The 21,920-nt window shown below is 67.7% G+C and carries 19 protein-coding genes and 1 pseudogene; 8 read left to right on the forward strand and 12 right to left on the reverse strand.

The features are described from left to right. The gene (gene dtd, locus K3U94_RS11405) at positions 1 to 432 is read right to left on the reverse strand and encodes a D-aminoacyl-tRNA deacylase (RefSeq protein ID WP_220696539.1); all 432 of its coding nucleotides are present in this window, start codon (positions 430 to 432) and stop codon (positions 1 to 3) included. Positions 433 to 485: 53 nt separating this feature from the next. Between dtd and K3U94_RS11410 the strand changes: the two genes are divergently transcribed. Continuing rightward, positions 486 to 800: an MTH1187 family thiamine-binding protein gene (locus K3U94_RS11410; protein ID WP_047318088.1), complete on the forward strand. Its 315-nt coding sequence runs from the start codon at positions 486 to 488 to the stop codon at positions 798 to 800. On the opposite strand, the gene K3U94_RS11415 is transcribed toward K3U94_RS11410, so the two are convergent. From K3U94_RS11415 to K3U94_RS11435, 5 genes are all read right to left on the reverse strand, one after another. Further along, positions 793 to 1,443, reverse strand: coding sequence for a M15 family metallopeptidase (locus K3U94_RS11415; protein WP_220696540.1), 651 nt, complete (start codon positions 1,441 to 1,443; stop codon positions 793 to 795). The two genes, K3U94_RS11410 and K3U94_RS11415, sit on opposite strands and share 8 nt — an antisense overlap. Next, positions 1,440 to 2,186 (reverse strand): peroxide stress protein YaaA, encoded by a 747-nt coding sequence (gene yaaA / locus K3U94_RS11420; protein WP_220696541.1) that lies wholly within the window; start codon positions 2,184 to 2,186, stop codon positions 1,440 to 1,442. The genes K3U94_RS11415 and yaaA overlap by 4 nt, the downstream gene beginning before the upstream one ends. After that, entirely contained in the window at positions 2,183 to 2,701 is a 519-nt protein-coding gene (locus K3U94_RS11425; protein WP_220696542.1) for a phosphatase PAP2 family protein, read from the reverse strand. Before K3U94_RS11425 ends, yaaA begins: the two co-directional genes overlap by 4 nt. Before the next feature lie 62 nt (positions 2,702 to 2,763). Then, positions 2,764 to 3,210, reverse strand: coding sequence for an STAS domain-containing protein (locus tag K3U94_RS11430; RefSeq protein ID WP_220696543.1), 447 nt, complete (start codon positions 3,208 to 3,210; stop codon positions 2,764 to 2,766). Between the two features lie 98 nt (positions 3,211 to 3,308). Beyond that, the gene (locus K3U94_RS11435) at positions 3,309 to 5,264 is read right to left on the reverse strand and encodes a neutral/alkaline ceramidase (RefSeq protein WP_220696544.1); all 1,956 of its coding nucleotides are present in this window, start codon (positions 5,262 to 5,264) and stop codon (positions 3,309 to 3,311) included. A 194-nt stretch (positions 5,265 to 5,458) separates the two neighbouring features. On the opposite strand from K3U94_RS11435, the gene K3U94_RS11440 reads away from it, so the two are divergent. The 3 genes from K3U94_RS11440 to K3U94_RS11450 are packed head-to-tail and all read left to right on the forward strand — an operon-like array spanning position 5,459 to position 8,509. After that, the gene (locus K3U94_RS11440; RefSeq protein WP_220696545.1) at positions 5,459 to 6,751 is read left to right on the forward strand and encodes an acyltransferase family protein; all 1,293 of its coding nucleotides are present in this window, start codon (positions 5,459 to 5,461) and stop codon (positions 6,749 to 6,751) included. Between the two features lie 34 nt (positions 6,752 to 6,785). Next, the gene (locus tag K3U94_RS11445) at positions 6,786 to 7,487 is read left to right on the forward strand and encodes an Rv0518 family GDSL lipase (protein WP_047317815.1); all 702 of its coding nucleotides are present in this window, start codon (positions 6,786 to 6,788) and stop codon (positions 7,485 to 7,487) included. A 44-nt stretch (positions 7,488 to 7,531) separates the two neighbouring features. Next, positions 7,532 to 8,509, forward strand: a complete 978-nt coding sequence (locus tag K3U94_RS11450; RefSeq protein ID WP_220696768.1) for an NAD-dependent epimerase/dehydratase family protein — start codon at positions 7,532 to 7,534, stop codon at positions 8,507 to 8,509. Positions 8,510 to 8,525: 16 nt separating this feature from the next. Here K3U94_RS11450 and K3U94_RS11455 read toward each other — a convergent pair whose 3' ends face one another. Genes K3U94_RS11455 through K3U94_RS11465 form a run of 3 tightly spaced genes read right to left on the reverse strand, consistent with a single transcriptional unit; the run spans position 8,526 to position 11,382 of the window. Then, the gene (locus K3U94_RS11455; protein WP_220696546.1) at positions 8,526 to 10,118 is read right to left on the reverse strand and encodes a UbiD family decarboxylase; all 1,593 of its coding nucleotides are present in this window, start codon (positions 10,116 to 10,118) and stop codon (positions 8,526 to 8,528) included. After that, positions 10,115 to 10,726 (reverse strand): UbiX family flavin prenyltransferase, encoded by a 612-nt coding sequence (locus tag K3U94_RS11460; protein WP_220696547.1) that lies wholly within the window; start codon positions 10,724 to 10,726, stop codon positions 10,115 to 10,117. Before K3U94_RS11460 ends, K3U94_RS11455 begins: the two co-directional genes overlap by 4 nt. Before the next feature lie 8 nt (positions 10,727 to 10,734). Next, a complete protein-coding gene (locus K3U94_RS11465) occupies positions 10,735 to 11,382 on the reverse strand; it encodes an HD domain-containing protein (RefSeq protein ID WP_220696548.1) in 648 nt (215 codons plus the stop codon). A gap of 166 nt (positions 11,383 to 11,548) precedes the next feature. On the opposite strand from K3U94_RS11465, the pseudogene K3U94_RS11470 reads away from it, so the two are divergent. Next, positions 11,549 to 12,421, forward strand: a pseudogene (locus K3U94_RS11470) (GlxA family transcriptional regulator); the annotation flags it as partial. Between the two features lie 82 nt (positions 12,422 to 12,503). Here K3U94_RS11470 and aceA read toward each other — a convergent pair. Further along, the gene (gene aceA / locus K3U94_RS11475) at positions 12,504 to 14,804 is read right to left on the reverse strand and encodes an isocitrate lyase ICL2 (RefSeq protein ID WP_220696550.1); all 2,301 of its coding nucleotides are present in this window, start codon (positions 14,802 to 14,804) and stop codon (positions 12,504 to 12,506) included. Positions 14,805 to 15,032: 228 nt separating this feature from the next. Here aceA and K3U94_RS11480 point away from each other — a divergent pair, with 228 nt between their 5' ends. The 3 genes from K3U94_RS11480 (at position 15,033) to K3U94_RS11490 (ending at position 18,638) form a co-directional block, all read left to right on the forward strand. After that, positions 15,033 to 15,398 (forward strand): hypothetical protein, encoded by a 366-nt coding sequence (locus tag K3U94_RS11480; RefSeq protein WP_047317820.1) that lies wholly within the window; start codon positions 15,033 to 15,035, stop codon positions 15,396 to 15,398. Between the two features lie 87 nt (positions 15,399 to 15,485). Continuing rightward, a complete protein-coding gene (locus tag K3U94_RS11485; RefSeq protein ID WP_220696551.1) occupies positions 15,486 to 17,312 on the forward strand; it encodes a fatty acyl-AMP ligase in 1,827 nt (608 codons plus the stop codon). A gap of 141 nt (positions 17,313 to 17,453) precedes the next feature. Beyond that, a complete protein-coding gene (locus tag K3U94_RS11490) occupies positions 17,454 to 18,638 on the forward strand; it encodes a PPE family protein (protein ID WP_220696552.1) in 1,185 nt (394 codons plus the stop codon). Here K3U94_RS11490 and K3U94_RS11495 read toward each other — a convergent pair. Both K3U94_RS11495 and K3U94_RS11500 read right to left on the reverse strand, forming a co-directional pair. Continuing rightward, entirely contained in the window at positions 18,604 to 21,486 is a 2,883-nt protein-coding gene (locus K3U94_RS11495; RefSeq protein WP_220696553.1) for an MMPL/RND family transporter, read from the reverse strand. The genes K3U94_RS11490 and K3U94_RS11495 overlap by 35 nt on opposite strands. After that, positions 21,483 to 21,914 (reverse strand): MmpS family transport accessory protein, encoded by a 432-nt coding sequence (locus tag K3U94_RS11500; protein ID WP_220696554.1) that lies wholly within the window; start codon positions 21,912 to 21,914, stop codon positions 21,483 to 21,485. Before K3U94_RS11500 ends, K3U94_RS11495 begins: the two co-directional genes overlap by 4 nt. Between the last annotated feature and the right edge of the window lie 6 nt (positions 21,915 to 21,920).

Here is a 21,920-nt window from a genome sequence, read left to right on the forward strand (position 1 = left end):
TCAGAGCTCGAGCAGCACCGTCACCGGACCGTCATTGACGAGTTCCACCTTCATATGCGCCCCGAATTGCCCGGTCGCGACGTGCGCGCCCAAGCCTCGCAGTGCCTCGGCGAACTCGGCGACCAGCGGCTCGGCGACCGGAGCCGGTGCGGCGGCATTCCACGATGGCCGGCGCCCCTTGGCGGTGTCGGCGTAGAGCGTGAACTGGCTGACCACCAGAATCGGCGCGCCCACGTCCGCTGCCGACTTCTGATCGTCGAGGATCCTTAATTGCCAAAGCTTTTCGGCGAGCCGCTGCGCCGTGGCGGAATCGTCGGAGTGGGTCACACCGACCAGAGCGAGCAGGCCCTGGCCGTCTGGGTCGATCGCACCGATCGTCTGACCGTCGACACTGACCCGGGCCGACGAGACACGCTGGACCAGAACTCGCACGGCATCGATGCTAGGTAGGCTCGCCGTGGTGCCTTCCGGGAGGGGTGAGTCGCGTGTCGGTCTTGGTTGCGTTCTCGGTTACGCCGCTCGGTGTGGGGGAGGGGGTCGGCGAGATCGTCGCGGAGGCGGTCCGCGTCGTCCGGGAGTCGGGCCTGCCCAATCGCACCGACTCCATGTTCACCGTGATCGAAAGCGACAGCTGGGCCGAGGCGATGGCCGTGGTGCAACGGGCGGTGGAAGCGGTAGCGGCCCGGTCACCGCGGGTCAGCACCGTAATCAAAGCCGATTGGCGTGACGGCGCGGTCGACGCGATGAACACCAAGGTCGAATCGGTGGAACGTCACCTGGCGCAGCCGCCGCCTAATTGACCGGCACGTCGAGGATCGGCCGTCCCACGTCGGCGCCCGGGCCGTTGAAATGCCACCATTCGCCCGAATACACGGCCAGACCACCGGCACTCATCGCGTCGCGCAGGGCGGCACGCTCGGCCGCGGCACGTGGGCTGATCCCGTCGGCGAATGCCGTTGCAGCCGGGGAGAAGTCATCGAACCCGGTGCCCATCTCCGACAGCCGCCCTTGCGCGTCCGCGGTAGTCACGTCGACCGATCGCCCGGTCTCGTGGCTGCGGGCCAGTGAGCCCGGCCGGGCCACCCAGTTCGGGTTGGGCACCACTTCGAACATCCGCACCTGCACGCTGTGGGGCCGGTAGCAGTCCCAGAACACCAGAATGCGGCCTCGGCTGCGCAGCGCGGCGGCGGCGGTCGCCAAACCCGGCGCCAGCGACTCGTGCACCAGACACCGAGCGTTGGACGGGTAGAGCTGTTCGCCCACGAAGTTGTTCGCGGTGGCGTAGCGCAGGTCGATGATCGCGTCCGGCACGGCGGTGCGGACGTCGACGAACCCGGCCGCACCGGCCTGCGCGCTGACCGGTGGCACCTCCGGGGCGGCGGAAGCCACGCCGGCAAGCCATCCCGTCGTGATCAGTGCGATCGCGGCCAGTTCCCGGATCATGCGGCGACCACAATGGTCAGCCGACGGTCGTCGCGTTCCACCCGCATCCCGGCCCGGCGAGCCGTGGCCGCCACTGCTGCGGCGTCGTCGGGTTCGGCCCGGGTGGTGGCCAGCGCCCGCGCCAGTCGCCCCTTGTGCGCCTTATTGAAATGGCTCACCGAGGTCCGCCGGCCGTCGGCGTGCTCGGCGACCACATCGACGCGGACGGAACCGGGAATGGCGGCCAGTGCCGCATAGGACCCAGACCGCAGGTCCACGATCAGTTCGGCGGCGGCGATCTCGGCCAGTACCGGTTCCAGTACCGGTCGCCAGCGCTTGGCCAATCCGGGTTGTCCGGGCAACTTCGAGGTTGCCGAGAGGCGGTACGCGGGTACCGGGTCCGTTGCCCGCAGCAGTCCGAACAAGGCGGATCCGACGGCCAGCCTGGCGGTGGCCCGGGCGGCCGCGGCGCCGCGCATCGAGTCGACGTCCAGCGCCTCGTAGAGCACACCGGTGTAGCGGTTGATCGCCGGTGCGGTAGGAGCGGTCCGCAGCGCGGCGTTGCGTTCGATCTCACCGTCCTGGGACGCCGACAAACCCAGTGCGCTGCGGCTGGCGTCCCGATCAGCGGCCAAGGCCACCAGCTCGTCGACCAGTTCCGCCCTCAGGCTGGTGAGTTGCGGGGATGCCAGTGCATCGAGGCACAGCGGTGGTCCGTCGCCGCCGGCGCGTTTCGTCTCCGACGGGGGCAGCAGCACGATCACAGCGCAGACGTTAACCGAGCCGTTCCAGACACCAGCGCGGTGGCGAGCATCGTCGCACCGACGGTATCGGTGAGGAAGTGGTAGCCGCAGGCCACCAACCCGAGGATCCCCAGCAGGCTTACCAGCGCGGCTGCGGCCAGGGCCCAGACCCGGGCCAACTTCGAACTGGCCACCACGACCATCATTCCCAGCACCGCCACCAATAGCGCGGTGTGGCCGCTGGGGTATTCGAGGTAGGGCCCATTACGCCGGTCGAAGAAGTGCTTGAGCGCCACCGTGGCGACGGTGACGGCGAATGGGCAGGCCAGCACCGCGGCCGCCAGCGCCCACTGCCGCCGCGACAAGGCGACCACCAGGCACGCCACCGTCACCGCCAATACCAACCAGCCGCTGGTGAAGATCAACAGCCACCGGGGCTGCCCGCCGATGAGGGTGAAGGTGGCGCGACTGAACCAGTTGTCGATGGGTGTCGAGTCGCGGCCCACCGCCCAGCCCAGGCCCAATGTCGCCAGCACGCCGGCCAGCGGCCACCAGCGCCAGGCGGTGGCGAGACCCCGACCTATGTCAGGGACCTATCTCAGGCCGACTTCTGGAACAGCGGCAGCAGCATCTGGCGGCGCTGGTCGTTGCCGTCGGCAAGCGCGTGCAGCGCTTGCTCCACCGAACGCGACGTCGGGAACATGGCGTCCTCATCGAAGTCGCCGAGCAGCTCGTGCACGGATGAGCTCTCGATGAGCGTCCATCCCACGCCCGCGGCACGGCAGTCGCCGTCGAGGACGCACAGCAGCCAGATGCCGGCGGCGGCGAACGAGGTGACCCCGCTCAGGTCGAGTACCAGCGGTTCCTTCGCGAGGACGAAGCGCCGGGCGTGCTCGCTGAGCTGGTCTACGTTGGTGGCATCGATCCGGCCCCGGATCGCGATCACCGTCGCGAGGTGACGGTAGTGGGCCCGAATCTGCGCGTCGCCGCACTCGACGACCGGGTTGATCCGAGCGGTGCCCCGTGTGGTGATGTCGATTGCCATGCCAGCCCCCGCCTTCTATGTCGATCGCTGTCGGCAGATGAGCCAACCTCGATGTTCCCGACGTTATGCGGTGAAGTTAAGGCGTCTTGGGCGGCCGATTAACGCTTTGGTGAGATCTCGAACGGCTCGGTTGCCCCGGTGAACGCACTGATCCGCCCATTTCGGTCCCGGGCGTCGCCGTCATAGCGAAGCCGGTATTGCCCGGCGGGGGTGTCGTCGGGAATCGTCCAGGTCACGGTGATGGTCGACCCGCGCCGGCCGGCGCGTCGCCAGCGGAAGGTCGTCGACCAGTCACTGTCGTCGGCCACGGTGCTCCACTCGCCACCGGTTTGGTGCTCCACCCGCACGTAGGTGCCACCGCGGTGCAGGTCATTATTCGGGTAGGCGCCGGCGAACACCGCCGACACCGTGGTGCCCGGAGCGTAGCCAGGCAGGGGAGCCGCCAAGACATCGCCGAACCGCTGGCCGCCGGGCAGCTCATCCGGCTTTGCCCGGCGACGTGACCGCCGCCGGCGGGACGGCTCGGCCGGCCGCTGGCCTTCGGGCGCCGGCCGCTGCTCCCGCATCGCCGTGGCCAGCTCAGCCACCACCTGCTGCAGGGCCGGCAGCTCCCAGCGCCCGAACAATGTGCTGCCGCCCTCGTAGCGCTGCTCGTCGTATTCCTCCGGCGTCGTCACGTAATGCAGATAGCCGTTGCTGTAGCCCGCCACGAGCACGTCGCGCAGCTCGGCGCCGACGATCTCAGCCACCGTGCGGCGCAGGCGCAGACCCGCCACGATGGTCACCTCGGCGGGAATACCGATCAGGTAGAGCTGCCCGATCCGCAGCAACTGCACCGGGCCGCCCTCCGGCATCAGCATCGACAGCGCCTTGTTCAGCCGGATTCCCGGGCCCACCGCGCCCTTGGGGGCGTGCGCGTCGCGCAGTCGAGGGGAGAGCCGGAACACCGTGTTGGCGACCAGTGCGTCGAAGATGCGGTTACGGCCCTGCTTGAACACGGGGTACAGCGGGCCGGCGCCCTCGTCGGTGCCGGCTAGGCACGACGCACCCGCGATCGCGGGACCGGTGCGATGGGTCCGGCCGTCGCCGGTGAATTCGGGCCGGACCTCGAAATCCGTCAGGTCGACGTAGGTGGCGCGGGCGTCAAGCCCGCCGGTGACCTCGGTGCCATGCCCCAGGGTCAGTTCGGTGGCCGCAGCGGCTTGGCGGGACCCGATGATCCGGGTGTTCTCGAACTCGTCCTCGGTGGGGCCGCTGCCGGGCCGATGGTTGAGGTTCGGCGACATGTCCCCGGAGTTGGTCTGGGCGAAGGCCGCGATGAAGTCCGGTGGCGTGGCTGCCAGGTAGTCGACGCCGTGGTCCAGGCGCTCGCACTGGTAGGCGGCGTAGCCCTTGTTGTCGCCGCTGATCAAGGTGTTGCGGTTGGTCATGGACGTGCCGTGGGTGGCGAACCAGTTCACCGCACCGACCAGCCGGCCGTCCCGTTCGATGCGCAGCAGCGTGGTCTGCGGATCGATCTTGTCCGGGAAGTGGGCACGGTCGGCTTCCGGGTTGCGGGCGAACGACGACGGCGAGCGATTGCTGCTGGCGTCGTGCAGCCGGCCCACGGCGAGGCTCAAGCCGGCGGGGGCGAGGTCGGCATGCGCCCGGTCGACGGCGTCGCAGATCCCATCGACGATCGCGTTGAAGGTCTGGTGCCGGAACCCGTTGGTGTTCGAGTTGTAGAGCCGGTGGTCGGAGTAGCCGCCAGGGCCGCAATGGGTGTGCGTCGCCGTCAACATCACGTTGTGGAATGTGTACAGCCCGCCGTAGGTCGCGGCCAGGCGTCCGAGCACCTCGTGGTGGATGCTTTCCAGCAGCAGCGGTATCTCGCAGACCACCAGCAGCAGCCGGGTGCCGGCGGCCGCATCGGCGATGACGAATGCCCGCGCGCGCAGCCGGTTGTGCAGTCCGTCGGTCTGCTGCGAGGCCACGCCGTAGCCGAGCATTCCGCACTCGGCCGGCTCGCCGGTGATGTCGGCGATTCCGCGCCCAACCTGATAGTCGTCTGGCATCGCTACAGTATTCACAACGGCCCCGCCGGCATCGTCGCCGACGTGCCCGGCCGACAACTTCACCCGGGACAGTCCCGCTGCTAGTCTTCGAGGGCTGCCGGCCACCGGGTTGCGGCTGCCGATCGCCGGGTCGTCTCGGCGGGCCCGCACCCGAGGCAGTCAAGGCATGCGAAGCCCACCGGCGAAAGAGTGTTGTGCGCAGCGGAGAGATCAAGGCCCTGACCGGGCTTCGCATCATCGCCGCGGTATGGGTGGTGCTGTTTCACTTCCGGCCGTTGTTGCGACTGGCGTCCCCGGAGCTCAGCGATGCGCTCGCCCCGGTGCTCGACCGAGGCGCCCAAGGCGTCGATCTGTTCTTCATCCTCAGTGGCTTCGTCCTGACCTGGAACTACCTGGAGCGCATGGGGGAGACCTTCTCGGTGCGCGCCACGGTGCACTTTCTGTGGCTGCGGCTGGCCCGGGTCTGGCCGATCTACCTGGTCACGATGCACCTGGCCCTGCTGTGGGTGATCTTCACTCTTCATGTCGGGCATGTGCCCACCGAGGAGCTCAGCCGGATCACCGCGATCAGCTATGTCCGTCAGGTCCTGCTGATGCAACTGTGGTTCGAGCCGTTCTTCGACGGGTCGAGTTGGGACGGCCCGGCCTGGTCCATCAGTGCCGAGTGGCTGGCCTACCTGTTGTTCGGCGTGCTGGTGCTGGCGGTCTACCGGATGATGCGGGTGACCTCGGCGCGCGGGCTGGCGGCACTGGCGGTCATCGCCTCGCTTCCGCCGCTGCTGCTGTTGCTGGCGACCGGCCAGTTCTACAGCCCGTGGAGCTGGTTGCCGCGCATCGTCATGCAGTTCACCGCGGGTGCCCTGGCCTGCGCCGCGGTGCGCAAGCTGGCGCCTACCGACCGGTTCCGCAGTGCCGCGGGTTATTGCTCCGCACTGCTCATCGCCGCGATGGTCGGCGTTCTGTACTACTTCGACAGCCATCCGATCTCGGGGCTGTACGACAGCGGCGGACTGGTGGATGTGCTGTTCGTGCCGTTGGTCATGGCCCTGGCGATCGGTATCGGAAGCCTTCCGGCGCTGCTGTCCACCCGCGTGATGGTCTACGGCGGGCAGATCTCGTTCTGCCTGTATATGGTCCACGAGCTGGTGCACACGTCCTGGAACTGGGCCGCAAAGCAATTCGAGATCGTGCTCGACGAGGGGGCGACCGCGGCCAAGTGGATGGTGTGCGGCTTGCTGGTGGCGGCGACGTTGTTGTCGATGCTGCTGTTCCACGCTGTTGAGGAGCCCGGTCGGCACTGGATGCGCAAGATGATCGGCGCCCGGCCCGAGTCGGCGCAGGTCACACCGACAGAAGATCCCCTGGCGGTCGAGCCGGTCGAACCGGTGGGCCCGCCGCACAACTCGGGAGACGTGAACGAGTCGACCGGCTCGGACGACGGTGTCCTCGGCGAGCCCAAGGTCGCGGTTCCGGCTAGTCTGCGCTGAAGTTGATTGGGGGAGGTAGCCCGTGGGTCGGGTGATGACATTCGCCGTCGTGATGGTGACCGGCGTCGTCGCGGTCGTCGCAGGGACCGGCTACTTGTCGCGCGATCACGAGTCGACGCGCCACTACGAGACCGTGCCGCTGAGTTCCTCGCCGAATCGGATTGCGGTGATCGGTGACTCCTACACGGCCGGGTACGAGGACACCGGTCGCGGTGCGGCGAACTGGACCGAGCGGGCGTGGCAGAACCTGGCCGGCCGCGGGGTGTACGTCAGCGCCGACGTGGCGGCCGAGGGCGGTGCGGGTTATGGCGTGCGTGGCAACCTCGGCGGGCTGTTCGGCGACCTGACCCGCCGTGCGGTGCAACCCGACGACGCGTTGGTGGTGTTCTTCGGTTCGCGCAACGACCAGGACGTCGAGCCGGGCGAGTTGAGCCGACTGATCGCCGACACCCTGGGTTTGGCTCGCCGCACCGCGCCGGGGGCGCGGATGCTGGTGATCGGGCCGCCGTGGCCGGTTGCCGACGTCCCGGGCAACGTGTGGCGGATCCGCGATGTCCTCAGTACGCAAGCACGTGTGGTCGGCGCGGAGTTCGTCGATCCGCTCGCCGAGCGGTGGTTCGTCGGCCTGCCCGACCTGATCGGCCCGGACGGGGTGCACCCCACCGATGCCGGTCACGCCTACATGGCCGACAAGATCGCACCGCTGATCGGCGCCCAGCTGCCGAAACGGACCTGACCGCAGCGGAAACGGACCGGGGGCGAAGAAGGGACTTGGCGAACATGCAGGTGTTGATCACCGGCGGAACGGGATTCGTCGGAGGCTGGACCGCCAAGGCGATCGCCGATGCCGGACACCGGGTCCGCTTCCTGGTGCGAAATCCGGCGGGTCTGCACGACAGCGTGGCGCGGCTGGGTGTCGACGTGTCCGACTACGTGGTGGGTGACATTACCGACGCGGACTCGGTACGCGAGGCCCTGCGCGGCTGCGATGCGGTTGTGCACGCCGCCGCGGTGGTGGCCACCGATCCGCGGCAGACGGCGCAGATGCTGGCCACGAACTCGGCCGGTGCCCACAACGTGCTCGGCGGAGCGGTTGAGCTGGGGCTGGACCCGATCATTCACGTCTCCAGCTTCACCGCGCTGTTTCACCCCGGACTGACGACGTTGCGGGCTGACCTGCCGGTGGCAGGGGGCGCGGACGGCTATGGCCGGTCGAAGGCCCGTGAAGACCTCTACGCGCGCGGCCTGCAGGACGCCGGGGCCCCGGTCAACATCACCTATCCGGGCATGGTGCTCGGACCTCCGGTCGGAAACCGGTTGGGGGAGGCCGGCGAAGGCGTACGGGCCGCGCCGCAGATGCATGTCATCCCCGGGCGTGGCAGTGCCTGGCTGGTGATCGACGTTCGTGACTTGGCGGCAATGCATCTCGCGTTGCTGGAGCCGGGCCGTGGCCCGCGCCGCTACATGGCCGGCGGCCGGCGGATACCGCCGGGGCAGTTGGCGAACCTGCTTCAAGAGCTGTCGGGTTCGCCCATGGTCGCGCTGCCGATACCGGATATCGCCCTGCGCTGGGCGGGCCGGTTCCTGGATCAAGTCGAGCGGGCGCTTCCGATCTCGACTCCGTTCACCGAGGCCGGGATGCAGTACTACACCCAGATGCCCGAATCTGATGACACCCCTGCCGAGCGAGACCTCAGCGTGGTGTTCCGTGACGTCCGCGAAACTCTGGCCGACACCGTGGCGGGCATCCGCGCGTAGCCCCGTCCGCCGGCGGCTACACCTGAGGCATCCGCCTGCTCAGCTTCTCCAGCGTGAGCATCTCGCGGCCCCGGGCGTCGAGATAGGGGATACCGATCCCGTACTCGGACCAACGGGCGGCGATCTGCGATTCCAGTTCCGCGGGCAGCCGGTCGGTCGGCGGGAAACGCCGCCCGCCCCATGCCGGCCGGGGGGCGACGCCCCAACTGCGGGTGGCGTCGACGAGCACCCGCGTCCACTCGCCGCTGCCGTAGAGGTTGGTGTCATTCCGCTCCGGCGGGGTCGACGGATCCAGCGACGAGCCCAGTCCCGGACCGAAGAAGGCGATGTCGCCGCTGCCGGCGTTGACCCGGTAGGACATCGCCCAGTCCAGGGCCGCTGGGTCGTGCAAATCGACGTCTTCCTCCACAACGACGACGTTCTTGTGGAACCACATCGACCCGCCGGTGCCCCACAGCGCGGCCGCAACCTGTTGCGCATGCCCGCGGTACCGCTTCTGAATCTGAACCAGGGTGTTCTGACCGTTGGTGACCTCGGTCATCCAGACGTCGGTGATGCCGCCGATGCCGAGATCGTCAAGGGTGTTCCAGGTGATCGCCGAGCGCGCGAAGTTGATGATGCTGTCCTCGTTGAGCATTCCGGGCCGGATGCCTTCCAGGGTGCCGCGCAGCACCGGGTCGTCACGGTGGGTGATCCGGGTGACGCGCAGCACCGGGGCGGGCGCCGCGTCGCCGATGAAGCCCGGGTACTCGGCGAACGGGCCCTCCATGACGAAGGTGGACGGATCGGGATCGATGAAACCCTCGACGACGATCTCGGCGGTGGCCGGCACCAGCAGCGGCACCGTGTCGCAGGCCACCAGATCAACGGGGCGGCCCAGCAGAGCGCCCATCATGTCCCACTCGCAGATGTTCTTCGGGAACGGGCTGCCGGCGCAGAACGGCAGCACGTCGTGCCACCCGTAGACGACGGCGACCGGCATGGGCTCGGGCCGGTAGTCCGCCATGTGGCCGCCCCAGCCCTGACTGGGCACCAGCAGTTTGGCGATCTTGTCGCGGTCGACGATCATGCCGCGGTACAGGCCGATGTTGTCGCATCCGGTGACCTTGTCCTGGGTGACCACCCCGCAGAAGGTGTCCAGGTAGCGGCCGCCGTCCTCACCGTGCCACTTGGGCACCGGCAGCTCCCAGAGGTTGATGTCGGCACCCTCGACAATGTTCTGTTTGACCGGCCCGGTATCGACCACCCGCGGCGGGATGGGCCGCCGGAAGGCCTCCCGCAGGTAAGCCACGATCTGCGAATCGCTGGTGTCCTCGGGCAGACCCAGCATCAAGGTGACCTGGCGCCGGCTGCCGATCGCCGAGGTCAGCAGCTTCGTGCACCGGGTGTCCTGGTGGCCGATGATGTTCTCGAACAGCAGTGCCGGGCCGCCGAGACAGAGATTGGCCCGGGTGATGGCGCCGATCTCCTCGTCCCAGTCCACCGGCACGCTGATCCGGCGCAACTGTCCGGCGGCCGCCAGCGTGGCGAGCCAGCTACGCAGGTCGGGTTCCGCCCGGTGACCGTCGACGCCGGTGCCGTACTCGGAAAGCCCTGTCCCGGTGGTCATTTCGGTCCCCTCACTACGGCCAACGGAGCCGGTTCGTCGTCGCCGCCGGGCCGGTGGTCCTTCCAGCGGTCGATCAGCGAGTGTTCGATCCCGAGTTGGTCGATGACCCGGCCGACGATGTAGTCGGTCACTTCGCCGACGGAACCAGGTCGCCCGTAGTAGGCGATGGTCGGCGGAAAGATCACCGCCCCAGCGCGGGCCAGGTGATGCATGTTCTCCAGGTGGATCTCGCTGAGCGGGGCTTCGCGTGCGACCAGGACGAGCTTGCGGCGTTCTTTGAGCGTGACGTCGGCGGCTCGGGTGATCAGGTTGTCGCTGAAGCCGATTCGGATGGCGCTCAACGTCTTCATGCTGCAGGGACACACCACCATGCCATCGATGCGAAACGACCCGCTGGAGATGCCGGCCGCCAGGTCGCCGACGCTGTAGGTGTGCGAGGCCAGGGCCCGGACTTGCTCGACGGTGAAGTCGGTTTCGATCTTGATGGTTGCCCGTGCCCAGTCGCTCAGGACGAGATGGGTCTCGACGCCCAGCTGCCCGAGAGCTTCCAGTAGACGGATGCCCAGCGCGGCTCCGGTCGCACCGGTGATGGCGACCACCACGCGCATGTCGGCGCCTACTCGGGCCATGAGTTGCCCAGGATGAGGTCGGCGAAGTCGACCGGCTCGAAGGTGGGGTCGAAGTGCTTCAGGACGTCGTCGTTCATGGTGCCGAAGGTGGTGTGCGGCCGGTGCCGCATCCCCTCGTTGAAGGCGGCAAGGATCTGCTTTTTGAAGTTCGGACGTGGATGGGCCGCCGTGACCGCAGCGATGTTCGCGGGGGAGAGGTCATCACGTCCGATGCCTATCACGTCGGTTTCGACGCCGGCGGTGACCAAGGCGATTTCCGGATCGAGGAACTCGGGCACGCCGGGGGTGGTGTGCAGGGCGATGGCGAGCCACACCTTGTGGGCCTCGGCTTCGCCGACTCCGTGCTGCAGCAGGAAGTCTCGCGCTGCGTTGGCGCCGTCCACCTCGAAGCGCACGGTTGATTCCAGGTAGCGCTGGGTGAGGCCCAGATCGTGAAACATCGCCGCGGCGTAAAGCAGTTCCAGATCTGGCCGCAGCCCGCGGCGGCGGCCCTGCAGCGCGCCAAACAGAAACACCCGGCGCGAATGGTCGAAGAGTAAGTCGTCTTCGGCATCTCGAATGAACGCGGTGATCTCCCGTGCCAGCGCAGAGTCGGGAATGGTGATGTCGGCGATTGTCTCGATCGACTGGGTCATGGACGCATCTCCTTGCTTGGGTCTGCAGCCATTCTGTGTTTGGCGCGTCGAGTCGACCGCGGCCGTTCACGCCGCCTTTCCCACAGAATGCGACATGCTCCCTGAGCGGATTGGTCAGCGAAAGCGACATAATGGCTGCGTGACAGACGCCGGTGCCGGGGCGCGACTGGTGGTGATCATCGTCTTTGACGAGGTGACGATGCTCGATGTCGCCGGGGCCGCGGAAGTCTTCGTCGAAGCCAATCGGTTTGGCGCGGATTACCTGGTCAAGATCGCCTCGGTGGATGGCCGCGATGTCACGACCTCGATCGGCGCCCGGTTGGGCGTCACCGACAGCATTGCCGCCATCGGGTCGGCCGACACCGTGTTGGTGGCCGGCGGCGACCAGTTACCCCGGCGGCCCATCGATCCCGCACTCGTCGAAGCCGTCAGGTCGGTGGCGGGTCGAACGCGGCGCCTGGCGTCCATCTGCACCGGGTCCTTCATCCTTGCGCAGGCCGGCATGCTCAGCGGCCGTCGTGCCACCACCCACTGGCATGACGCCCGGTTGTTCGCGCGGGCATATCCCGACATCGCGGTGGAGCCGGACGCCATCTTCATCCGTGATGGCGACGTCTACACCTCGGCCGGGGTGTCAGCCGGCATCGACCTCGCGTTGGCGTTGGTCGAAATGGATCACGGCAGCAAGCTGGTTCGCGAGGTCGCGCGATGGTTGGTGGTCTATCTCAAACGCGCAGGCGGACAGTCACAGTTCTCCGCGCTGGTCGAGGCCGATCCGGCTCCCCAGTCTGCGCTGCGCAAGGTTACCGATGCGATTGTGGCCGACCCGGCCGACGACCACAGCGTGGACGCGCTTGCCAGGCGCGCCGCCTTGAGCAGCCGGCAACTGACAAGGCTGTTTCAGGCTGAGCTCGGGACCACCCCGGCCCGCTACGTCGAACAGGTACGCATCGATGCCGCGCGTGCCGCGCTCGATGCCGGCCACAGCGTCACCGAGTCCGCACGCCGAGCAGGATTCGGCAGCCCCGAAACCCTGCGTTGAGTATTCGTCGACCACTTGGGCGTGTCGCCGAAGGCCTACCGCGACCGGTTCCGCACGACAGTGCGCTGAGTCGGCGGCGTCAGTCCGCTTTGTCGATCAGCTTGCCCAGCGCCACCCGGTCGGATGCCAGCAGTTCGTCGATGCGCGGCTGGTTGACGTCCGCGACGATGATCTCGCCGACCTCCTGGCTGACGTTGCTGAAGATGCCGTGCTCCTTCATCTTCTCGGTCTGGTACAGGTTGTCCTGAGTGGGCGTGACGTAGTGCACCGCCGCAGCCTTGAACCGGTGGATCAGCCACAGGTGGGTGAGGTCCATCAACCGCTTCTGCCGAAGCTTCTCGGCGAAGGTGTTCTGGTCGCGCACCGTCAAGATGCTGCGACCGTGCCGGTCCTTGATCGGGTCGACGATCACGTTGGCGACCTTCTCGTCGTTGTCGCCGTAGATCCCCAGTTCCAGCACGTCGGATCCGGGACGGGTGGGCCGCAGTTGCGCACGCAGCTTCTCGCCGAGCCGATAGTGCTCGGCCCACAACGCCAGCCAATCCTCCAGCAGCTTCTTGGGCACTTCGGTCTGCACCAGGTGCTGATGCTGCGTGGAGCCGGCGCCCATCGCCTTGGTGGTGGCCGTGCGCCCGGACGATGCGGCCAGCGCGGCGTCGCTGCGCGGTCCGCCGACCAGTGTCTGGGGTGTGCGGTACGGCGACTCCACCAGCCGCATCTTGCGCTGCAGGCGGGCCAGCGCCAGCATGCCGTCCTGCAGCAGCGTGGCCGCGAATTCCTCGGAGGCCACGCCGTCGACCTGGTGGCCGCCGTAGGTGATGAAGTTGAAGACGAAGCCCAGCTTGCCGATCTCGGCTGGGAAAGCCCGCATCTGTTCGTCGGTCATGCCGGTGGTGTCCCAGTTGAACGAGGGGGACAGGTTGTAGGCCAGCATCTGGTCGGGGTACACCGCGTGGATCGCCTCGGCGAACTCACGAGCATCGGCCAGATCGGCGGTCTTGGTCTCCATCCAGAGCAGGTCGGCGAACGGGGCGGCGGCCAGTGACTTGGCGATCGCGTAGGGGATACCGCCGCGCACCTGGAAGTAGCCTTCGGGTGTCTTGGCCCGTTCGCAGTCCCAGCCGGGGTCGGCATTGAGCTCGGCCGCCTTTTCGCGGGCGGTGTAAAGCGGTGCCCGGGCGGCGAATTCCCGCCACTGCGCGGCACTCATGTCTTTCGGCTCGCCTTCGCGTTCGGCGAACTCGAGCATCTCGGCGACGGCGTCGCCGAACGTCATCAGCCCGGCGTCGTTCTGCCATGCCTCGACGAACTTTGATTCGATGTCGTCGAAGACGACGTCGACGGACTGCCGGCCGTTGTCGCGCCAGCCTTCGGCGGCTTTCGTGATCAACGCGGTGATGCCGTTGCGTTCCAGCCAGGCGTCGGCGGCGGCGTACTCGCCCTCCGGCAGGGCGTAGAGCAGATGACCGTTGATCGCGGTGATCCCGGCGTTGTAGAAGGACCGGGTCATCGCCAGGAAACAGGCCTTGTAGGACGGGATCTTCAGGTTGGTGGTGCCCAGGATGAACGGCTGGTCGCGTTCGTCGCCGCGACTCTCGACCAGGTTGGCCGCCTCGGCGTCCGTGCGCGCGACGATGATGCCGGGCACACCCATGATGTCCAACTGGAAACGGGCGGTGTTGAGGCGCTTGATCTGCTCGTCCGAGGGCACCAGCACCTTGCCGCCCTGGTGCCCGCACTTCTTGGTGCCGGGCCGCTGGTCCTCGATGTGGTAGCCGGGCACACCGGCTTCCACGAAGCGCCGGATCAGGTTGCGCACGTGGGGATCACCGCCGTGCCCGGTGTCGGCGTCGGCGATGATGAACGGCCGGTAGTCCACAGCGGGGGTGGCGGCGCGCTGTTCCTCGGTCATCTGCAGGCGCAGGTACTGCTGGTTGCGGTCCGCGGTGAGCAGGGCACGCACCAGCCCGGACGCCTCGTCGGGCACCTGACTCAGCGGGTAGCTGGCCAGGTCGGGGCCCGGGTCTTCGGTGATGGAGCCCTTGGCGGAGGTCGCCCAGCCGCCCAGATAGATGCCCTCGATGCCGACCCGCTTCATCACCACGGCCTGGCCGGGCGAATACGGGCCGAAGGTGGTGATGCTCTTCTTGGCGGCGAACAACTCGCGGAGCCGGGCGTAGAACGCCGTGGCCGCCTCGCGCGCCACCGGGTAGTCGGAGGGGATGGTGCCGCGCTGCTCGACGACCTGGCGGGCGGTGTAGAGACGGGTGATGCCTTCGAAACGCGGGCTGTCGAAGTACTTCTGCACCGCTGCGATGTCGGCGTCCACATCACGTTCGACCGGTGCACTCGCCGCCGCGTTCGTCTCGATGGTCGTCATGGAATATCGCTCCTGTTCGCCCGGGTTGATGCGGCGGTTCCAGCTTCGTCTCTCCTCCGTCGAGCCTCGCTGAACCGCCGGGTTCCGCATGCTCCTTCCCCGTATTGTGCCGCCGTACGCTGAGCGATAGTTCGGTTTTGCCTACATCTTCAGCACTGCGCGGCCGTCGCCGCCGAACTCGCACGAAGGCCTCGGATTAGTGGGCTGAGGTGGCTAAGCTCAGGCTCTATGACGTCCCGGTCGGACCGGTGGAGAGAGCACTGGGAACAGCCGCCGCAGCCTGTCGTGGTGGGCCGCTGGGCTGCACGGCGGATGAGCCGGCGCTTCGCCGGGGTGGGCGTCCGCATTCCGCCCGCGCGGCTACGAGAGCTGGCGGTCGGTGCACCGCTGGCGTCGGCGGAGTCAGTCGACTACGCGTTCGCGCTGGCTGCGACGGAGATGAAGCACGAGCAGCGTCTGGCCCGGGCGCGACGCAATCGGCGACGTCTGGTCAACGCGCTCATCGTGGCCGGCCTGATGCTCGCCGCACTCAATCTGCTGATCTGTATGGGCTACCTCTTCATCAGCCTCGCGCTGCGCGAACCGGCTATGTGATCATCACCACCCAACTCCATTGTGGTGGAGGTCCTTTGATGTCCGAGCGGGCTTGGTCGAAGAAGCCGGGGACTTAGACTGCGGGGCATGACGCAGTCGCAGCGCCCGACGACCCTCAAAGGGCTGGTTCAGATCGAGGAGTGCCTGGACGCCGACGGCGGCATCGTTTTGCCACCGGGTGACACCTTGATCTCGCTGATCGACCGCAATATCGCCAACGTCGGGGACGCGGTGGCGTTCCGCTATCTCGACTATGCCGGCCAGCACGAGGGCCAGGCGGTGGAGCTGACCTGGACGCAACTCGGCGAGCGATTGCGCGCCATCGCCGCCCGGCTGCAGGGCCTTACTGCTCCCGGCGACCGGGTGGCGATCCTGGCGCCACAGGGACTCGACTACGTCACCGGGTTCTATGCCGCGCTCAAATGCGCGACCATTGCGGTGCCGTTGTTCGCCCCCGAATTGCCGGGTCACGCCGAGCGGCTCGACACCGCATTGCGCGACTCCACCCCGGCCGTGGTCCTGACGACAGCTGTGGTGCGGCGCATCGTCGACGATTTTCTGGGCAAGCTGCCCCAGCAGCTGCAGCCCCGCGTTCTGGTCATCGACGAGATACCGGACTCGGCGGGGGAGGCCTTTGTGCCCGTCGACATCGACGTCGACGACGTGTCGCACCTGCAGTACACCTCGGGCACCACGCGGCCGCCGGTCGGTGTGCAGGTGACGCACCGCTCGGTTGCCACCAACCTGCTGCAGATGATCCTGTCGATCGACATGCTGGACCGGAACACGCACGGGCTCAGCTGGTTACCGCTCTATCACGACATGGGTCTGTCGATGATCGGGTTTCCGGCCGTCTACGGGGGACACTCCACGCTGATCTCGCCGACGGCGTTCATCCGCCGGCCGCAGCGCTGGATCACTGCGCTGTCGGATGCCTCGCGGCGCGGCCGGGTGGTCACCGCCGCACCGAACTTCGCCTATGAACTGACCGCGGCGCGGGGCCTGCCCGGGCCGGGAGCCGACATCGACCTCTCGAACGTGGTGATGATCATCGGCTCCGAACCCGTGAACATGGCAGCGATCACCGCCTTCAACGAGGCGTTCGCACCGTATGGGTTGCCGCCCACCGCCATCAAGCCGTCCTACGGGATCGCTGAGGCCACGCTGTTCGTGGCCACCATCGCTCCCGATGCCGAGGCGAGCGTGCTCTACCTGAACCGCGAGCAACTCGGTGCCGGCCACGCTTCAGCGGTTGCCGCCGATGCGCCGGGTGCGGTGGCTCAGGTCTCGTGCGGGCAGGTTGCCCGCAGCCTGTCGGCGGTGATCGTCGACGGCGACGCGGAACTGCCCGACGGTCGCATCGGCGAGATCTGGCTGCATGGCGACAACGTCACCGCCGGTTACTGGGGCCGGCCCGATGAGACCGAGCGCGCGTTCGGTGCCCGGCTGCGGTCTCGGCTGGAACACGGCAGTCATGCCGGGTCGACACCGGCCGACGGGGCTTGGCTGCGCACCGGCGACCTGGGCTTCTATCTGGATGGTGAGCTCTACGTGACCGGCCGCACGGTGGATCTGATGGTTCTTGGGGGACGCGGTCACTATCCGCAGGACATCGAGGCCACCGTGGCGGCGGCCTCACCGATGGTGCGTGCCGGTTATGTGGTGGCGTTCGCGGCGCCCGCCGATACCACCGGCCAGCTGGTGATCGTCGCCGAGCGCGCGACCGGCACCGGCCGCCAAGACCCAGCGCCGGCGATCGCGGCCATCCGAGCGGAGGTGCAGCGGGTGCATGGGGTGAACGCCTCGGACGTGCGGTTCGTCCCTGCCGGCGCCATTCCGCGGACCACCAGCGGAAAGCTCGGCCGGATCGCGTGCCGCGAGCAGTATGTGGCGGGCACGCTCGGCGTGCACTGAGACGACTGTGCTGGGGTCTGCCGGCTCTGCCGGGCGCACAGCGGGCGCACAGCGCAGACCTGCCGGGCGCCAAAAATAGCTAGCTAGCCTTCCTAAGGCATCTCGCCGGCTCGTTCGCCGGCCAAGAGACAAGGGGAGGCAATGGATTACGGAGTCCTGCCGCCGGAGATCAATTCGGCGCGCATGTACGCCGGCCCCGGCCCGGCTTCGTTACTGGCCTCCGCGACCGCCTGGCAGGATCTGGCCGCCGAACTGAACTCCGCGGCCGCGTCCTACGGCTCGGTGATTACGGGCCTGACGGGTGGTCCTTGGCTGGGGACCTCTGCGGCGACGATGGCTGCCGCGGCAAGCCCCTACATCGCCTGGCTCGGTGCCACCGGGGCACAGGCCGAGCAGGCCGCCGCCCAATTGACCGCGGCCGTCACGGCCTATGAATCCGCTTACGCGGCAACGGTTCCGCCGCCGCTGATCACCGCCAACCGCACCCTGCAAGAGACGCTGATCGCCACCAATCTCCTCGGGCAGAACACCGCGGCGATCGCCACCACCGAGGCGCAATATCTGGAGATGTGGGCGCAGGACGCCGCGGCCATGTACGGCTACGCCGGGGCGTCGGCGGTAGCCACCCAGGTCACGCCGTTCGCCTCGCCACCGCAGACCACTGACCCGTCCCGGCAGGCCGGCCAGGTCGCTTCCGTGGCGCAGTCAGCGGCCGCGACCACCGGTACCGACACTGAGGCACTGATGTCGCAAGGGCCGCAACTGCTCTCGACCACCCCGACGGCGCTGCAGGCGCTGGCCTCACCCACCGAGGAGGCCTCGACGGGCGGGTCGATGTCGTCGTCAATGTCGAGCCTCAACTCGCTGATGATGCCGATGCGCATGGCGATGATGCCGATGAGCATGCTGATGCGCATGCTCATGGGAGGCTCCACCGGGGCCAAGGGCGCCGCGGCGGGTGTGGCGGCCGCCGGCGGGGCGGCCTCGGGCATGCTCAGCTCCGCTGGTGGCGCGGCCGGCACGGTGACGTTGGCGGGCTTCTCCGGCGGATCGGCGGCGACCGCAGGTCTGGGCCGGGCCGCCTCGATCGGCGCGTTGTCGGTGCCGCCGGCCTGGACCGGTCCGGGTGTGGCCAGCGCTCCGATGGCCGCGGCGCTGCCGTCGGGCGGCGGGGTAGCGGCCTCGGCGGCGGGGATGGGCAACGCGGCGGCGGTGCCGCCGATGGTGCCGTTCGGCAGCCTGGCCGCGCGCGGTGGCGTAGGCGGTCCGGCCACCCAGTACGACTTTCGGCCTACGGTGGTCCCGCGGTCGCCGGCAGCGGGGTAGTGGCCGCGTCGGCTTCGATGGGCGCGGGCCGGGACGGCGCCGACGGCGCTCGCCGGATGTTCTGGATCTTTTGAGGCCACCAGAACCATCGGCCGAGCAGCGCCGCGATCGAGGGCGTCAAGAACGAGCGCACGATCAGGGTGTCGAACAGCAGGCCGAGCCCGATCGTGCTGCCAGCCTGACCGATGGAGTACAGGTCACTGGCCGCCATCGACATCATCGTGAAGGCGAACACCAGGCCCGCTGCCGTGACCACCGATCCGGTTCCGCCGATCGAGCGGATGATTCCGGTCTTGATCCCGGCGCCGATCTCCTCCTGGAACCGGGAGACCAGCAGCAGGTTGTAGTCCGAACCGACCGCAAGCAGGATGATCACCCCGAACACCGGTGCGATCCAGTTCAATTGGAGGCCGAGGATGTGCTGCCACACCACCACGGTCAGGCCGAAGGCGGCGCTCAGTGACAGCAACACCGTCCCGACGATCACTGCGGAGGCCACCAGCGCCCGGGTGATCAACAGCATCACGATGAAGATCAGCGTCACCGCCGCCACCCCGACGATCAGGATGTCGTAGGTGGAGCCGACCTGGATGTCGTTGTACACCGCGGCGGTTCCGGTGAGATAGAACTTCGCACCCGTCAGCGGGGTGCCCTTCACCGCATCGTGAGCGGCCGCAAGCATCGGCTCGACGAACGAGATGCCTTTCGGGGTGGCCGGGTCGGCGTCGTAGGTGACGATGAACCGTGCCGCCTTGCCGTCCGGGGACAAGAACAGCTTGAGGCCCTTCTGGAAGTCCGGGTTGTCGAAGGCCTCCGGAGGCAGGTAGAAGTAGTCGTCGGCCTTGGAGGCGTCGAAAGCCCGCCCCATCTCGGCCGCCGTGTCGGTCATCCGCGCCATCTGGGTCACCAGGCCGGAGAAGGTCGAATGCATCGAGAGCAGGCTGCCCTGCATAGATTTCGCCACTGCGATCATCGGGTCGAACTGCCCGACTATCTGCGGCATCACCGCGTTCAGGTCGGCCATGTCAGCCAGCAACGGCCGCATGTTCTCGCTGAACTCGTCCATCCCGTCGTAGGCATCGAAGACCGACCGGATCGCGTCGCACGCGGGGATGTTCAAGCAGTGCTGCTCCCAGTAGAAGTAGTTGCGAATCGGGCGCACGACGTCGTCGAAATCTGCGATGTGGTCCCGGATCTCGTCGACGGTCGCGGTCACCGTTGCCATGTCGGCGCTCATCTTGTCCGTAGTGCTGTTCATCTGGGTGACAAGGTCGCGCAGTCGGACCATGGAGTCGATGGTGGCGCCCAGGTCGTGGCTCATCCGCTCCATGTCTGATAGCCGGTCGGTCATGAACTGCAGGTTCTCCTGGATCGGGACGGCCTGCATGCTGACCTGGAACGGAATCGACGTATGGTCGATCGGGCTGCCCAGCGGCCGCGTGATGCTCTGCACGCGTTCCACCCCGCGGGTGCGAAACATGTTCTTGGCGATCCGGTCCAAGATGATCATGTCGGCAGGATTGCGAAGATCGTGGTCGCTTTCGACCATCAGGACGTCCGGGTTCATCCGGGCAGCGCTGAAGTGACGTTCGGCTGCGTCGTAGCCGACGTTCGCGGGCAGGCTCGCGGGAATGTAATAGCGGTCGTTGAAGCTGATCTTCATGCTGGGCACCGCCAGCATGCCGGCGAGTGTGACCAGCAATGCCGCCACGAAAACCGCACCGGGCCAGCGGACATTGGCGGTTCCGATACGCCGCCAGCCGCGGCCCTCGGTCCGCTTGGGCTCCAGCAGGCCGCGCCGGGTGGCGATCGCGACGATGGCCGGCGCCACGGTGAGCGCACCCGCGATGACCACCAGCAGACCCAGTGCCGACGGGATGCCCAGAGCCTTGAAGTAGGACAGCCGGGCGAAATGCAGACACAGTGACGCGCCCGCGATCGTCAGCCCCGAGCCCAAAATGACGTGCCAGGTGCCACGAAACATCGAGTACCAGGCGGTCTCGGGATCCTCGCCGGCGTTGCGGGCTTCGTGGTAGCGCCCGATCAGGAAGATCGCGTAGTCGGTTCCGGCTGCGATCGCCAACGAGGACAGCATCGCGACGACGAATGTCGAAAAGCCCAGTAGGCCATGGTGTCCCAGAAGTGCGACGAGGCCGCGCGCGCTGCCCATTTCGAAGCCGACCATCACCAGCGCGAGCGCGACGGTGGCCGCGGAACGGTAGACGATAGCCAGCATGATGATGATGACCACACCGGTCACGCCCATCATCTTGAGCATGCTCTTGTCGGCGGCTTCGTTCATGTCGGTGGTCAGCGCGGCCTGGCCGGTGACATAGGCCTTCACACCGGCCGGTGCGGGCACCGAGGCGACGATCTTGCGGACCGCGTCGACCGACTCGTTGCCCAGGGTGCTGCCCTGGTCGCCTGCGGTGTTGATCTGGGCGTAGGCGGCCTTGCCGTCGGTGCTTTGCACCCCGGCGGCGGTGATCGGGTCACCCCACAGGTCCGCGATGTGCTGGACGTGTTCGTGATCGGCCGCCAGCTTGGCGATCACGGCGTCGTAGTAGCGGTGCGCCTCTGGGCCCAGTTCCGTCTCGCCCTCGAGCACCAGCATCACCATGGCGTCGGAGTCGAATTCGGCGAACGTGGCGCCGATGTGCTTGGCCGCGATCATCGACGGCGCGTCCTGAGGCGACATCGTCACCGCGTTGTCGCGTGCCACCGACTCGATGGGCGGAACCAGCACATTGAGGCCGACGGTCAGCAGCAGCCAGAAGATCACCAGCGGCCAGGCCAGCCGGCGAACCGCCCGCATATACCCCGGGCGAAGGGTGCCGTGGCCGCTCATGCGCCTTTGACCAGACAGAACACCTGGGCGTGGTGCCCGGTGGCCAGCTGCTCGTCCTTGACGGCGCCGTTGACTGTGATGCGGCAGCCGATCTGGTCGCCGTCACCTTGGGCGACCAGATTGCCGATGACCGACGGACTCGTCGTGGTCATCGTGTGGCTCCAGGGCAGGCCGCTGAACGTCGCCTGCGCGGGCTGGGCCTCCCGGTCCAGATAGCTCACCGAGCCGGTGACGGCGCCGGCCCCGAAAACCTCGTAGCGGACCTGTTTTTCGTTGATCGAGTTGATCACCTGCGAACCGCTGCCGTCCCAGCGGAAGATCTCATCGGCGCCGAACACACCGCGAAGGTTCACGACTGCCAGCGTTCCGACGATCGCCGCCGACGCGACCACGACGGGCACCCAGGCTCGGCTCACGATCGCGCGCATGCCCAT

The organism is Mycolicibacter heraklionensis (genome assembly GCF_019645815.1).
GTDB lineage: Bacteria > Actinomycetota > Actinomycetes > Mycobacteriales > Mycobacteriaceae > Mycobacterium > Mycobacterium heraklionense.